The following is a 13628-nucleotide window of genomic DNA, read 5'->3' as shown; positions in this document are numbered from 1 at the left end:
GGTATACCAGTCCAGCGCGACCGGGGTGCGCGCGCTATCCGCTGTCCTGTAGAGTATAGAGCTTGTCGGGGTAAACTGTGACCCGCCAGGCTCGTTTTACACGACGCCGACCTGTGCAGTCGGTCGGTAGCCCGCTATGCTCATATGTGAGCGTTTACTAAACCACCATTGATGTGACTGGGATAAAGCTATGACCCAAACCCTCAAACCCGGCCGTTATCGCCACTACAAGGGCAAGGACTATGAGGTGATCGGCGTCGCGCGCCACAGTGAAACCGAGGAGGAACTGGTGGTGTATCGCCCTCTCTACGGCGACCAGGGCCTATGGGTCCGGCCCCTCAATATGTTCCGCGAATCCGTGGAGGTGGCTGGCGAGAGCGTTCCCCGGTTCAGCTACTTGGGTTGAAACCAACGGTATACGCCCCTCGGCAGCGCCCGGATGCACGGCGTCAGCCGGTCCTGAATTCATTTTGACTCCTCTGGTCGTTTGCTGCACATTAGCGCGCTTTTCTGAAACGCCCTGAGGGAAGTTCCCATGAACGCAGTTGTTGCCGCCGTTGGCATCATGCTCATCCTGAGCCTATGCCGCATCCACGTTGTCGTTGCCTTGATTATCGGCGCTGTTGCGGGCGGCCTGATCAGCGGGCTTTCGCTGGACGCGACTATCGCGGCATTCAATAACGGATTGGGTGGCGGGGCAACGGTGGCGCTATCCTACGCAACCTTGGGCGCCTTTGCCGTAGCCATCGGCAAGTCCGGCCTGGCCCACGCGCTGGCGGACAAAGCACTGGCCATGGTGGGCCGGCAGGACAATACCGGTACCGGTGGTGGTGCCATCAAGTTCTTGATGATTGGCTTGTTGCTAGCCATCGCCATCTCCTCGCAGAACATCCTACCGATCCACATTGCCTTTATTCCCCTCGTGGTTCCGCCGCTGCTGTATGTGATGGCCAGGCTCAGACTGGATCGCCGGCTGATCGCCTGTGTCCTTACGTTCGGCCTGATTACGCCATACATGTTCCTGCCGGTGGGTTTCGGCGGGATTTACCTGAACGAAATTCTTCTGGCCAAAGTGGAAACCAATGGCGTCGCTGTCGACGGACTGAACGTGATGTCCGCCATGGCGCTGCCCGCGCTGGGTATGCTGGTCGGACTGCTGGTTGCCGTGTTCTTCAGCTATCGCGGTGGCCGCGACTATGACCTGGCGGCCATCGAGCGCACCGAGCGAGTGGATATCCAGTACAGCCGGTGGACATTGATCATGGCCCTGGTGGCCATTGTCGTCGCCTTCGTGGTGCAACTTGCGCTGGATTCCATGATCCTCGGCGCGCTGGCGGGCTTCGTGCTGTTTACTGTCTCCGGCGTGGTGAAGTGGAAGGAAGCCGACGACCTGTTCACCGAAGGCATGAAGATGCTGGCGATGATCGGCTTTATCATGATTGCCGCTTCGGGCTTCGCCGAAGTGATGCGCGAGACCGGCGAGATCAAGACGCTGGTGGAAAGCTCCGTTGGCGCCATCGGCGACAACCGGGCACTGGCAGCGCTACTGATGCTGGTGGTGGGACTGCTGATCACCATGGGCATCGGTTCGTCCTTCTCCACGATTCCCATTATTGCGGCGATCTATGTGCCTCTGGCGCTGCAGCTGGGCTTCAGCCCGCTGGCCATCATGGCGCTGGTGGGGACGGCTGGCGCTCTGGGAGATGCCGGCTCACCGGCTTCCGATTCCACCCTGGGGCCAACCGCCGGTTTGAATGCGGACGGACAGCACAACCATATCTGGGATACGGTGGTGCCGACATTCCTGCACTATAACTTGCCGTTGCTGGTGTTCGGTTGGATTGCGGCGATGACGCTGTAAAAGACATACGAACATGCAGTTTTTATTCTAGCGGACGTTTCAGCTTCCGAGCAGGTCGGGGGCCTGCGGATCGGTATCCCGGGACCCTTGCGGGTCCTCCGAAGCTGAAGAGGGTGTTGCAAAACGTAGCGAGCGAAGGCCAGGCAAGGCGGAAATTCGCGAAAAAGCGCAGTTTACTGATAGTAAATGAGCATTTTGAGCGGATTTCCAACGCCGCATGGCCGAGCGCAGTAGTTTTGCAACACTCTCTGAAGCATCGGCTACATTTTCACGATAATCCGTTTACTCATCCTCATCCGCCGCGGACTTGAAGAACACCACCTGCTTCACCGTGTGATCGTCCTTATTACTGCGCGTATTCACACGGGTCTCAAGCTCGCCGATGGGTTCGCCTTCATGGGTCTGCGCATCTTCAAAGCCGCAGGCTACGCACTCCCTGAACTGTCCTTCCTCGGTCTGCTGCATCATCAGTTTGTCCATCTCGCCGCAGCGGGGGCAGACCGCACCGGCGATGAATCGTTTCGGTGTTGCCATCGGCTCTCCACATCAGTGTGCCGGGCAGGTCGTTGCCTGCCCGGCTTTTTTATAGCGCGTCAGCTCAGGCGGCGTCGGCGGTTATGCCGGTCTGGCGTAGCAGGGCGTCGACCTCAGGCTCACGGCCGCGGAAAGCCTTGAAAAGCTCCATTGGCTCGCGCGAACCGCCGCGCTCGAGGATATGTTCCAGGAACGCCTTGCCAGCCGCTTCGTCGAAGATGCCTTTCTCTTCGAATAAAGAAAACGCATCCGCCGCCAGGACTTCCGCCCACTTATAGCTGTAGTAGCCCGCGGCGTAGCCGCCGGCAAAAACGTGGGAGAAGCTATTGGGAAAGCGGTTGAAGTCCGGCGTCTCGGTGACCGCGATTTGCTGGTGTACCTTGCGGAACATATCCAGCGGGTTGACCGGTGAGACCGGCTGGAATTCGGAGTGCAGACGGAAATCGAAGATCGAGAACTCCAGCTGCCGGATCATTTGCATGCCGGACTGGAAGTTCTTCGCCGCCAGCAGCTTGTCCAGCAAGTCCTGGGGCAGCGGTTCGCCGGTCTCGTAATGGCGGGCGATCAGGTTCAGTGATTCCGGATTCCAGCACCAGTTCTCCAGGAACTGGCTGGGCAGCTCCACCGCATCCCAGGCCACGCCGTTGATACCGGACACATCCGCCACCTCGACCTTGGTCAGCATGTGGTGCAGGCCATGGCCGAACTCGTGGAACAAGGTCGTCACTTCGTCGTGGGTCAGTAGGGCCGGCTTGTCGCCAACCGGGGGAGTGAAGTTGCAGGTCAGGAAGGCAACGGGGAGCTGCAAGCCGCCGCGCAAATTACGCCAGCGTACCCGGCAGTCGGCCATCCAAGCGCCCCCGCGCTTGCCCTGACGGGCATATAGATCGAGATAGAACCAGGCGATGGTCTCGCCATCGCGGCTGATGCAGTAGGCGGTGGCATCCGGATGCCAGGTTTCCACGCTGGTATCCGCTTCGATGGTCAGGTTGAACAGGCGCTCGGCAACGCGGAAAAGCCCATCCACTACCGTATTCGCTGGAAACCACGGGCGCAGGGTTTCCGGTGAGATATCGTATTTGGCGTGGCGCATTTTCTCGCTGTAGAAGCCCAGGTCCCAGGCGTCCAACGAATCAACGCCAAACTCGTCCTTGGCGAACTGCTGGAGTTCGCGGTATTCCTTCTGGGCGACCGGACGGGATTTGGCGGCTAGCTCGTCGAGAAAGCTCATCACCTCATCGACATTGCGTGCCATCTTGGTCGCCAGCGAACGCTCAGCGTAGTTATCGAAGCCGAGCATTTGCGACTGCTGGTGCCGGCGCTTGAGGATCTCAGCCATTACCGGCGTATTGTCCCACTCTCCACCGCTGGGCCCCACATCCGACGCACGGGTCACGAACGCTTCGTAGACTTCCCGGCGCAGCTCGCGGTTTTCGCAGTAGGTCATGACCGGGTGAAAACTGGGGAACTGCAGGGTGATGACATAGCCCTCAAGGTCCCGCTGCTCTGCGGCCTGGCGCGCGCCGTCCAGCGCACTTTCCGGTACCCCTTCCAGCTCGGAAGCGTCGGTAATGTGCTTGTACCAGTGGTCGGTGGCGTCCAATACGTTGTCGCTGAAGCGGTTGGTCAATTCGGCAAGTTCCATGGACAACGCCGCGTACTGCTTTTTCTCGTCCTGAGGCAGGTCGACGCCGCCCAGATGGAAGTCGCGCAATGTGTTGTTGATCGCCTTCTGCTGCTCTTCGGTGAGCGACTCGAAGCTCTCATCCTCGCGGATCGCTTTATAGGCGTTGCACAGTTGGGTATTCTGACTGATTTCGGAACCGTATTCGGTGAGCTTGTCCAGGCAACGCTTGTAGACTTGGCGCAGCTCGTCGCTGTTCGTCACGGCATTGAAATGGGAGATGACCGACCAAGCGCGGCTCAGGCGATCGTCCAGGCCCTGCATCGGCTGCGCCAGGGTATCCCACGTCGGCTGTTCCTGGGTCGCCAGGTTCTGGATCTGCATCCGGTTGTCACTAAGGATTTGATCGATGGCCGGCTCCATGTGTTCGATCCGGATATGGTCGAACCGGGGCAACAAGTCATCAGTCAGCAGCGGATTGTTCATGGGGCTCCTTTCTTCCTTTCAAAAAGATCGGCCTTCCTTTCACAAAGATCGGCTTGGTCGAAGGATACGTGTCAGGCTTGGATTAACGAACCCAGGCGTGTGGTCAACAAGGCCGGCGACGCCTATGCCATACTCATTCCTATCTTACGCCACAGTTCTGGAAAAGCTTATCAATTAAGGAGTATGTAATGGCGCGTTTACGATCTCACAAGGGCCATACCCCAAAAACCGGCGATCGGGTGTGGATCGACCCCAGTGCGCAGGTCATCGGCGATGTGATATTGGGGGATGACTGTTCGGTCTGGCCGCTGACGGTGATTCGCGGCGATATGCATCGGATCCGCATTGGCGCGCGCTGCTCGGTTCAGGATGGCTCGGTACTGCATATTACCCACGCCAGCGACTACAACCCCGGCGGCTGGCCGCTGACCATCGGCGATGACGTCACCATCGGCCATAAGGCCCTGCTGCACGGCTGCACGGTGGGTAGCCGGGTACTGGTAGGCATGGGCTCAATCATTATGGACGGCGCGGTGGTGGAGGACGACGTCATCGTCGCCGCCGGCTGCCTGGTGCCCCCGGGCAAGACGCTGGAATCCGGTTTTCTCTATGTGGGCAGTCCGTGCAAGCAGGCCCGGGCGCTAACCGAGAACGAGCTTTCGTTCTTTACCTACACGGCAGCCAACTACGTCAAGCTCAAGGACGACTATCGAGTCGAAGCCACCGATGCAGAGGGTTAGTGCCCGCGCCCAGCAGTCTTCGTCATACCGGCGGAGGCGCTGGGGCCCTGTCTCAGGCTTCCGCTGATTTCTTTGCGTCGAACTTTTTCAATGCCGCGACGTAATCGACACTCCGGCGGTGCTCGGCGATATGGTCGAGAATGGTTTGCCCCAGTTCATTCTTTGCATTCAGATCCCGCCCGGCCTCGGTAAAGAAGCCCAGAAAACGCTCGAAATCACTGGCTCGCATGGCCTGATAGGCCTTGATGAGCACCTGATAGTCCGGGTTCAGTTTGGTGTCGTAGGGGGTAATGAACAGGAAACTCTTGACCCGCTCATCGCTCCATTCTTCCCCGATGACCTTTGGCTTGTCCGGTCCACTCATAGCTACCTCATCAATCGCGTTTTTACGTTGGTTATTGCCGGGACAAAGTGACGACCAAAGTGACGACCCGTGCCCGCAAAAGGGCATAAGTATAACGATCTTGCTGCATCAGCGTTATATGAATAGCGCATGACGCCCTAGCGGGCGGTCATAAGGCGGGCGGCTTGGACTGCTAATTGGGGCCACCGGTGTCAAGCAACACTAGGGAAAGATCTCAACCGGCCTGCCGGCACTGGCCGCGGTGCCGGTACATTGCGGATCGCGTACGGTAATTTCGACCCGGCGGTTACGGGCGCGGTTTTCCGCCGTCGTGTTGGGCAGCATTGGATTGGTCTCCGCCCGACCGGCGGCGACCACGCGCTCGGCCGAAACCTTCTGGTTCATCACCAACTCGTGTACGACTGAAACCGCTCGCGCCGCCGAAAGATCCCAGTTGGATCGATAGCGGGTACTTACTATAGGCCGATCGTCCGTATAGCCTGCAACCACCACATCGCCGCTGCACTCGGCCAATACGTCCACGACACGCTCGATGATGGGCCGCATGTCCGGCTTGAGCTCGGCGCTGCCGGACTGGAAGGTCGCGTCTTCGGCAAAACGGATAACCACCCGCTCGGTGTCGTAGCGCACGTTTAACGCGCCGCTCGCGACTTCACTCTCCAGCTCCCGCATCAACTGACGCGCCAGCTCGGTGATACCGGCGGGGATTCCCGTGACCGATGGACCCGGCTGCCGGCGATCATCGATCAGCTCGGGCTCGTCCGGTGGCACGGTCGCGGCCGGAGGCGCGGTATTGCTCTCGATCAGAGTCAACGGACTGCCGCCGGCAGCATTGTCCTGAATCACGCTGCTGCCAAAAGCCCCGGCGAGAGACGCCGCCATAGACTTGTACTTCGCCACGTCCATCTCCGAGTAGGAGAGCAGCAGGATAAAAAACGTCAGCAGCAGGGTGGCGAGATCGGCAAAGGTGACGATCCAGTTGGGCGCACCCCCGGCTTTTCTGCGTGAACGTTGGGGCCGTGCAACAGGCATCCGGTTCAGGCCTCTCGCTCCTGCGTCAAGGCCTGGTGCTGCTCCGGCGTGACGTAGGCCGAGAGCAGCTCGGTGATCACCCGTGGATTCTGGCCTTTCATGATGTTCTGAATGCTGGTGATAATCAGCGTCATGTTGCGCTGCTCATCTTCCGCCTTGAGCTGAATCTTGTCCGCCAGAGGCAGGGCAATCAGCTGAGCAATAAAGGCGCCGTAGAGCGTCGTCAGCAGGGCAATGGCCATGGCCGGGCCGATAGAGGAGGGGTCGTCCAAGGTGTTAAGCATCTGTACCAAACCGACCAGTGTTCCCAGCATGCCAATGGCCGGCGCGGACTCGCCGATGCCGCGAAAAATTCGCTCGGCCACGTCATAGCGCTCCATCCGTTGATGCATATCTTCCAGCAGGGCTTCTTCGATGAACTCGGGAGGGTGGCCATCGACGCATAGCGTGATGGATTTGCGCAGAAAATCATTGTCGGTTTCATGGGCTTCCAGTCCCAGGATGCCCTCCTTGCGCACAACCCGCGCCAGTTCGGCAACGTTGCGAATCAGCGCCAGCGGGCGATCGGTCTTCTCACGAAAGACGGTGCTCAACGCCAGGCGGAAGGAACCGGACACCGACGACAACCGAAACTTAACCAGGGTAACGGCAATGGTGCCACCCAGCACGATCATCAATCCGGGAATATTGAAAAACGTGGCCAAAGTAGCATCGGCGAGCATCGCCACCGTAACGATCGCAATACCGGCGATCAATCCGACGAGGGTCAGGATATCCATGGAAGGCCTTATACCGTCAAAGCACCGAGCGCATGCAGGGCTCTATCTAAAGCAGCACTTCGGGAATTCCGGGGGCTGCTTTCTCACATGCCAAGAGAATAGCCCAAGTCGGGGGTCCAACCCTGTAACCAAGCGTTAAGAAGCTGTTGTAAAAACGCAGCCGAGACGCAACTGCCGGGCGGGAATAGGGCCGGCAATTACCCAACCCGGTCCCGCAAGGCCGCTATCACCGGCGCCGTATCCGGGCGAATACCGCGCCAGAGGGCAAAGGCTTCCGCCGCCTGCTCGACCAGCATCCCCAGACCGTCAATGACGCGGGAGGCGCCGTGATCGCTGGCCCACTGGTTGAACGGCGTCAGTTCGGGTCCGTACATCATGTCATAACTGACGGTTTTCGGGCCGAGCACGCTGGGCGCCAGGGGCGGCAAGTCACCGTGGAGGCTGGCGCTGGTACCGTTGACGATCAAGTCGAAGGGTTCAGTCACCTCCCCGAACCCGCAGCCTCGGACGGGGATGACGCCAGCTATCAGGTGTGCCAGATTTTCAGCCTTACCGGGGGTGCGATTGGCGATCACGATGCGCAACGGTTGCTGGGTGATTAACGGCGCCAGAATGCCACGCACAGCACCGCCCGCCCCCAAGATCAGAATGCGCGCCTGATAGAGGTCGATGCCATGGTTAACGGTCAGGTCCCGGACCAGGCCCGGGCCATCGGTGTTATCGCCACAAAGACGTTGCTGCCCATCGAGGTAGAGGGTATTCACCGCACCGGCCACTTCGGCCGCCGGTGTGCGTTCCTCCACCAGGGTCCATGCTTGTTCCTTGAAAGGCACCGTGACGTTAAGTCCCTTGCCACCGCGCTCGAAGAACGTGTTGACCGTATCGGCAAAACCATCCAGCGGGGCCTGGATGGCGGTGTACTCCACGGGCTGGCCCGTCTGCTCGGCGAACAGACTATGGATGCGCGGCGACTTACTGTGACTGATGGGGTGCCCGATAACGGCGTAGAGGTCCTGCTCCATAGGGTTTCAATCCTCGCTGATCTTCGATGTGCGTATTAGGGACGCCTCCGCACTCGACCTGAAGGCCTTTAGGATCAAGTCAGTCACCGTCCCGGCCGGCTTCTTTCAGCCAGTCGCGATCGGTCAGATAGTAGGCCGTCAGCTCGTGCTCCGGCGTACCCGGCTCGGGGCGGTGGTCATAGTCCCAACGGGCCAGTGGTGGCATCGACATCAAGATGGATTCGGTGCGCCCGCCGGACTGCAGGCCAAACAGGGTGCCACGGTCATAAACCAGATTGAACTCAACGTAGCGACCGCGGCGATAGAGCTGGAAGCGGCGTTCCCGTTCGCTATAAGGCATGGCCTGACGCCGTTGGACGATGGGCCGGTAAGCTGCCAGATAGCTGTCGCCCACCGCCCGCATGAAGGCGAAGTCCTGATCGAAATCGCCCGTATTCAAATCATCGTAGAACAGGCCGCCGATACCGCGAGGCTCATGCCGGTGCTTGATGTGGAAGTACTCGTCACACCAGCGTTTATAGCGCGGATACACCTCGGTCCCGAACGGTGCGCAGGCTTGCTGGGCGGTACGATGCCAATGGACACAGTCGTCCTCGAAGCCGTAGTAGGGCGTGAGATCGTAACCGCCGCCAAACCACCACACCGGGCCGGCCTTTTCCGGGCGTGCAATAAAGAACCGGACGTTGGCGTGGGAGGTGGGCACGTAAGGGTTGTTGGGATGCATAACCAGCGAAACACCCATGGCTTCCCAAGGCGCACCGGCCAACTCTGGACGGTGGGCGGTCGCAGAAGGCGGCATCTGGTTGCCCATCACGTGTGAAAAGTTCACGCCGCCTTTTTCGAAAACGTGGCCATCGGTAATCACCCGGCTGATGCCACCGCCGCCTTCGGGACGGTCCCAGGCGTCCTCGACGAAGTCCGCCTGACCGTCAATCTCGGAAAGTGACTCACAAATCGTATCCTGCAACGATAGTAAGTACGTCTTAACCTCTGCACTGTTCGGCGTCATACCTTACTCCGGTTTGTGACTCTCTGCGACTCGCTCGAGAAAACGGGGTGGCTATCGCAATTGGCGGTCGGTCACCAGGTCAATGATGCGGCTGGGCTGGCGCTGGCGGCCCAGTTGACCGGGCAGAGTGAAGTCTAGCTCAGCACCAAAATAACGGGCCACTTGCCAGGCTCGGCGGGCTGGCGAGCGGCCGGCCGGGTTACAGGAGGTCGATACGATCGGCCCACCAAAAGCCAGGCATAAGCGCTGTACCAGAGGGTGTGCGCTGACCCGCACCGCAACTGCGGCATGCTGGCCACGAATCCATTCAGGGATTTGCCGTTGCGGATCCGGCACCAGACAGGTCACCGGTCCGGGCCAGTATTGTTCGGCCTTTCGCCGTAAACTCGGTTCCAGCGGATCGAACAGAGGGGCCACCTGAGCGATCGAGGCAGCCACCAGAATCACCCCCTTATGCTCGGGGCGCTGCTTCAGTGTCAGGATCCGGTCCACCGCTTCGGCATCCCAGGGATCGCATCCCAGGCCCCAGACGGCCTCTGTGGGATAAGCGATCACACCTCCCGATTTGAGGCATTGAGTGGCCTGATGAACGTGCCACCAGCCTGGTCGTACAGAGCGTATCAATTCCGGATCGAGCATCCTGTTACCTGATAACCTATTGGCATCGCATTGGCCTCGCATTATGGCGTCTGCATCCGACGCTGAACAGTCCGCTAGCTGCGCTGGTAGCCCCCGGGCACCGCTGACACCAGCCCCTCCATTTCCAGCATAAGCAAGGATTGCATCAGCGCATCGGCGGAAAAGCCGCTCCGGTTACAGAGATCGTCCGTCGAGCAGGTGTCGAACTCCAGCGCCGCCAGCACCCGCCTTTCGCGATCGTCCAGGTGGTCGGGAACAGAGGTCTTCGCAGACGCGACGGGCCCTGCGGTGATCGTCGGCACGGCGGTTTCGGTGCCGTTATGCCACCAGGCCGATAACTCCTCTTCGATGTCGGCCACGGATTCCACCAGCGCAGCGCCCTGGCGGATCAGCTGGTGGCAGCCACGGGCCAACGGATTGTGAATGGAACCGGGAATGGCGAACACCTCGCGGCCTTGTTCCAGCGCCAGGCGCGCCGTGATCAGCGAACCACTGCGCAAGCCCGCTTCGACGACCAGAGTGCCGCGGCTCATTCCACTGATAATACGATTGCGCCGGGGAAAATGCCCCGCACGGGGCGGCATGCCGGGTGGAAACTCCGACAGCAGCGCGCCTTTGGCGGTGATCTCCCCAACCATTGCCTGATGGGCGGCTGGATAAGGCACATCCACCCCGGTGCCCAGCACAGCCAGGGTAGCCGCGTTGGCATCCAAGGCCCCACGGTGGGCGGCGCCATCCACACCGAGCGCCAGGCCGCTGGTAATCACGAAACCACGTTCAGCAAGCGCCCGGGCAAACTGTCGGGCGTGGTCCAACCCGGCACGTGTCGCATTGCGGCTGCCGACAATGGCCAGTTGCGGCCGGGCGAGCACATCCCGCTGACCGCGCAGATAGAGCAAAGGGGGCGCGGCGTGGATCTCGCGCAACAGCGGCGGATAATCGACGTGCCCCCAATGCACGACGCTGATGCCCTGCTCTCGTACTTTTTGCCAAGTGGCCGCAGCCTCGGCAACGGTCGCTTCCGCCAGGTCCCGCTGCTGCCAAGCCAGTACAGCCCGTCGGGCCGGTGGCGGCAAGCCTAAAGACTTGAGGGTAGCCTCGTTCAAGGTCAGCAGTTCTGCCGGGTCCGGTAAGTGGTCGAGCACCGCCTGCCAGCGGTTTGCGCCCAGACCGGGCAGATGGGAGAGCAACAACCAGCCGCTATCTAAATTGTCGGCAAAAGAAGAGGTGGCGGGCGCAAGGGATCGGGTTTCGAGCATGCTTCGTTCCATGAATCAGTGACCTGTTCCAATACAAACAGGGCTAGCGTCGTCCTGACGCCAAGCGTTAAAAACAAGCGACAAAAAACGGGAGGCGGCTCAGCCGGCTCCCGTTTTTATTCTACACCAACGGCGTCACGGATTGCCGACGCGATCACCCACGGCCAGGGTCCGTTGGGCTTTCAGGATCAGACCGTAGCTGACCTTTTCGTAGGTCTGGAAGATCATCATCAACCCGGCGCGCTCGTCCGGCAGCTGAATGACTTCCTTGGTATAGGGGTCACGTACCTGATTGCCGGCCTGGAAAACCGCCAGTACATCGCCAACTTTCAGGCCTTCGCGGGTTCCGCGGTTAACCGTCACCACGTTGTACTGACCAATCTGGGTCACGCCATCATCCACGGCAATCATGGTGCCGTCGATCTCGGTGTCAGGTGAGCTCGGGTTGAACGTGGTGTTGATCTTGCGATCTTCGATTTCCAGCAGACGATCACCGATACGAACTTCTTCCTGGGTGTCTTTCAGCTCCAGGGTCATCACGTCACCCTTGGTGTCTTTGACTTGGCCGGTCCCGATAGACTTTGCTTCCAGACCCAAAAATTCCTGGGTGTCAGGATCGACGTAGCGCTGGCCGCGACGGAACACACCAAGCTTGTCCGATTGGGCCTTACCACGTGCGTATACCTGATCGCCGGCGCCGGTGATGATGCGCGAATCTTCACCTTCGAGGATATACGGCGCACCTTCCAATTCTTCCGGCGTCACAATACGCGTCTTCGACAGGAAGCTACTGATGGCATCCAGCGGAATCGCGGGCACCGGGGTATCGATCGGGGTGGACCGAACCTGCGGCGACAATTTGGTCACGCCGCCGGAAGAGCGGGCAACCTTGGTGATCTTGCGCTCGCCATCGATGTAGACCAGAGCCAGTTCATCGCCCGGATAGATCAGATGGGGGTTGGCTACCTGTGGGTTAACATGCCAGATTTCCGGCCAGTACCACGGGTTATCCAGGAAACGGGAAGAAATGTCCCAGAGGGTATCGCCCTTGACGACTGTGTAGCGCTCCGGGTGGTCCGACCGGAATTCGGGGCCGGCCGCATAGGCCCATTGCGCCATCAGCAGCATAACAGCCGCCAGAACATACAGCAGTTTCCTCATTGTCTGGGTCCTTGATCGCTTTCTATTAACCGAGGGAGCTCGGGCACCTCTTCTTATATAGAGGTCAACCACCCTTTATGAGGGGTAACCAACTACGGCAAAGGGGTCCATCGCCCACAATATTGCCTACTATAGAAGATGAGTGGCTGTTTGTGATGTTATCTTTTGTTCTTCCAGTAAATTCTGGATTCAGTCCGTAACAGGATTGCTTCAGGGTCGAGTTGGTCAGTTTGTAATCAGCCCGGACATTGATAGATAATAAGCTATCGGCGCCATTGCCAAAGTTGGCTTGAAACTTCCGGCCGCGCCACGATCATAGTAGGTATAGAGATCGAAATGCGCTGACTATCGTCGCATTTCCTACAACACGTTTTTGTTTAACCCGCAGTGCAACGAGCGATATTAGAGACCCATGATACTTGAGATTCTGGAATTCCCCGATCCGCGCCTGAGAACGGTTGCCAAACCCGTAAAAGAGGTGACGGACCAGACGCGGCAGCTGATCGAAGACATGTTCGAAACCATGTACGACGCGCCGGGTATCGGCCTGGCGGCCACTCAGGTCAACGTGCACGAACAGATCATCGTGATGGATTTGTCCGAAGATAAGAGCGAGCCGCGCGTCTTCATCAACCCGGAAGTCGAAGTGCTCAAGGGCGATCTCCAGGACATGCAGGAAGGCTGCCTGTCGGTGCCGGGCTTCTATGAAGAGGTCTGCCGTCCCGATCACGTGATGATTCGTGCGGTTGGACGCGATGGCAAAGCCTTCGAGGAAGAAGCCAGCGGGCTGCTAGCGGTCTGTATCCAGCATGAGATGGACCACCTGAAAGGCAAGCTTTTTGTGGACTACCTGAGTCCGCTTAAACGCACGCGTATCCGCAAGAAGCTGGAAAAGCAGCATAAGATTCGGGCCTAATCGCTTCAATCTGGTTTACAATTGGTCACATGAGACCGGGCAATGGCCCGGTCTTTTCGTTTGTATCGTCTACCGGAGAGGCCAGAGCTTCCTGATAGTATGCGGTTAGCTCGCCAGACGGTTCCTCATCAATAGCGTCGGAAAGATCACCGATAACTCGGTCGTTGACAACTGGATCGTTGATAATTAGTCCGCTCATGAA

Annotated in this window: 14 protein-coding genes; 4 read left to right on the top strand and 10 right to left on the bottom strand. The window is 59.2% G+C overall.

The genetic code is table 11. The features are described 5' to 3' along the window. Positions 1–190 precede the first annotated feature (190 nt). Both FXO11_RS00145 and FXO11_RS00140 read left to right on the top strand, forming a co-directional pair. Positions 191–406: a DUF1653 domain-containing protein gene (locus FXO11_RS00145; RefSeq protein ID WP_148860997.1), complete on the top strand. Its 216-nt coding sequence runs from the start codon at positions 191–193 to the stop codon at positions 404–406. 129 nt (positions 407–535) lie between these two features. Next, complete coding sequence (locus FXO11_RS00140) at positions 536–1861, top strand: Na+/H+ antiporter family protein (protein WP_148860996.1); 1326 nt, start codon at positions 536–538, stop codon at positions 1859–1861. A 282-nt stretch (positions 1862–2143) separates the two neighbouring features. Here the strand turns inward: FXO11_RS00140 and FXO11_RS00130 are convergent, their stop codons facing one another. Next, positions 2144–2395: a YheV family putative zinc ribbon protein gene (locus tag FXO11_RS00130; protein WP_148860994.1), complete on the bottom strand. Its 252-nt coding sequence runs from the start codon at positions 2393–2395 to the stop codon at positions 2144–2146. Positions 2396–2459: 64 nt separating this feature from the next. Further along, a complete protein-coding gene (prlC, locus tag FXO11_RS00125) occupies positions 2460–4505 on the bottom strand; it encodes an oligopeptidase A (RefSeq protein WP_148860993.1) in 2046 nt (681 codons plus the stop codon). A 188-nt stretch (positions 4506–4693) separates the two neighbouring features. Between prlC and FXO11_RS00120 the strand changes: the two genes are divergently transcribed. Then, positions 4694–5245: a gamma carbonic anhydrase family protein gene (locus FXO11_RS00120; RefSeq protein WP_148860992.1), complete on the top strand. Its 552-nt coding sequence runs from the start codon at positions 4694–4696 to the stop codon at positions 5243–5245. 52 nt (positions 5246–5297) lie between these two features. Here the strand turns inward: FXO11_RS00120 and FXO11_RS00115 are convergent, their stop codons facing one another. From FXO11_RS00115 to FXO11_RS00080, 8 genes are all read right to left on the bottom strand, one after another. Continuing rightward, entirely contained in the window at positions 5298–5609 is a 312-nt protein-coding gene (locus FXO11_RS00115) for a PA4642 family protein (RefSeq protein ID WP_148860991.1), read from the bottom strand. A gap of 201 nt (positions 5610–5810) precedes the next feature. Then, on the bottom strand, positions 5811–6641 hold the full coding sequence (locus FXO11_RS00110; RefSeq protein ID WP_148860990.1) for a flagellar motor protein MotB: 831 nt from the start codon (positions 6639–6641) through the stop codon (positions 5811–5813). A gap of 5 nt (positions 6642–6646) precedes the next feature. Next, entirely contained in the window at positions 6647–7420 is a 774-nt protein-coding gene (locus FXO11_RS00105; protein ID WP_148860989.1) for a motility protein A, read from the bottom strand. A 197-nt stretch (positions 7421–7617) separates the two neighbouring features. Then, the gene (gene aroE, locus FXO11_RS00100; protein ID WP_148860988.1) at positions 7618–8442 is read right to left on the bottom strand and encodes a shikimate dehydrogenase; all 825 of its coding nucleotides are present in this window, start codon (positions 8440–8442) and stop codon (positions 7618–7620) included. A 79-nt stretch (positions 8443–8521) separates the two neighbouring features. Beyond that, entirely contained in the window at positions 8522–9451 is a 930-nt protein-coding gene (gene hemF, locus FXO11_RS00095) for an oxygen-dependent coproporphyrinogen oxidase (RefSeq protein ID WP_148860987.1), read from the bottom strand. A gap of 51 nt (positions 9452–9502) precedes the next feature. Beyond that, positions 9503–10090, bottom strand: coding sequence for an L-threonylcarbamoyladenylate synthase (locus FXO11_RS00090; protein ID WP_148860986.1), 588 nt, complete (start codon positions 10088–10090; stop codon positions 9503–9505). Positions 10091–10164: 74 nt separating this feature from the next. After that, the gene (dprA, locus tag FXO11_RS00085) at positions 10165–11349 is read right to left on the bottom strand and encodes a DNA-processing protein DprA (RefSeq protein WP_148860985.1); all 1185 of its coding nucleotides are present in this window, start codon (positions 11347–11349) and stop codon (positions 10165–10167) included. A 135-nt stretch (positions 11350–11484) separates the two neighbouring features. Next, complete coding sequence (locus FXO11_RS00080; protein ID WP_148860984.1) at positions 11485–12510, bottom strand: LysM peptidoglycan-binding domain-containing protein; 1026 nt, start codon at positions 12508–12510, stop codon at positions 11485–11487. Between the two features lie 412 nt (positions 12511–12922). Between FXO11_RS00080 and def the strand changes: the two genes are divergently transcribed. Beyond that, entirely contained in the window at positions 12923–13426 is a 504-nt protein-coding gene (def, locus tag FXO11_RS00075; protein WP_148860983.1) for a peptide deformylase, read from the top strand. The last annotated feature ends 202 nt before the right edge of the window (positions 13427–13628 follow it).

The sequence above is a fragment of the Marinobacter fonticola genome (assembly GCF_008122265.1).
GTDB classification, from domain to species: Bacteria; Pseudomonadota; Gammaproteobacteria; order Pseudomonadales; family Oleiphilaceae; genus Marinobacter_A; species Marinobacter_A fonticola.
Note: the sequence above shows the minus strand (reverse complement) of the source record. Positions and strands in the feature narration are given on the sequence as shown.